The organism is Bradyrhizobium sp. PRIMUS42 (assembly GCF_023006515.1).
In the GTDB taxonomy this organism is placed as follows: Bacteria; Pseudomonadota; Alphaproteobacteria; order Rhizobiales; family Xanthobacteraceae; genus Bradyrhizobium.
The window spans coordinates 1-783 of record NZ_JALBGZ010001355.1; the positions used below are offsets into that span (position 1 = coordinate 1).

General features: G+C 65.9%; 1 protein-coding gene and 1 pseudogene. One reads left to right on the forward strand and one right to left on the reverse strand.

The window, feature by feature from the left end; all coding sequences use genetic code 11:
* On the reverse strand, positions 1 to 591 hold a 591-nt coding region (locus MOV75_RS40300; protein ID WP_247008412.1), incomplete at its 3' end, for a GNAT family N-acetyltransferase.
* 116 nt (positions 592 to 707) lie between these two features.
* Between MOV75_RS40300 and MOV75_RS40305 the strand changes: the two are divergent.
* Positions 708 to 783, forward strand: a pseudogene (locus tag MOV75_RS40305) (3-oxoacyl-ACP reductase); the annotation flags it as partial.

Here is a 783-nt window from a genome sequence, read left to right on the forward strand (position 1 = left end):
CCGGCACGGCCGGATCACGCCCCATGCGGCGAACTTGCCGTCGCGCACAAGTGCTCGGCCGACATGGCCCGACGTGTTGATCCAGGCGCGCAGGAAGGCGCTGCGCCGGGCCGGGAAGACCGTGGCATCGTCGGTCTCCACATTTGCAAACGGGATTTTGTCGAGCGCAACGACATCGGCAGGCGGCTTCGCGGGCGCGGTGGCGATGCCGCCATAACGGATATTGGCGTAGGCCAGCTGGAAGCCGGATTTCCCGTAATTGTCCTGCTGCGCCACGACGCCGTCGAGCCCAATCACGCGCGCGCCCGCATGCGCGATCGCCGCATTCCAGATGCGCAGGCCGTGGCCAGAGCCGCGCAAGTCTGCGCGCACGATATAGAATCCGAGGAAGGCGAAGCGGTCGTCGTAATTGACGCAGGAAACGGTCGCGACCGGCTCGCCATCGATCTCGCCGACGAAAAAGCCTTGCGCGTCGGGAACCGCGAAGCAGGCGGCATCGCAGAGGCCGGGATTCCAGCCCTCGGCCGCAGCCCAGTCGATGGCGAGAGAGATCTCCCCGGGGCGCAAATTCCGGATCTGCAAATCGCTCATCTCGCATTGCTCATGAGGTGCGTCCTTCGACCATGGACCTGCCGACAGGTCTGGCTGTAGAAGGCCTCATGATAGGCCGAGCCTGTGGCTCGCCTCAACTCAAGGGATGATCGGTCATGGCAGCAGAGAAGGTTGCGCTCGTTACCGCCGGCGGCAGCGGCATGGGGGCAGGGGCTGCGCGGCGGCTGGCGG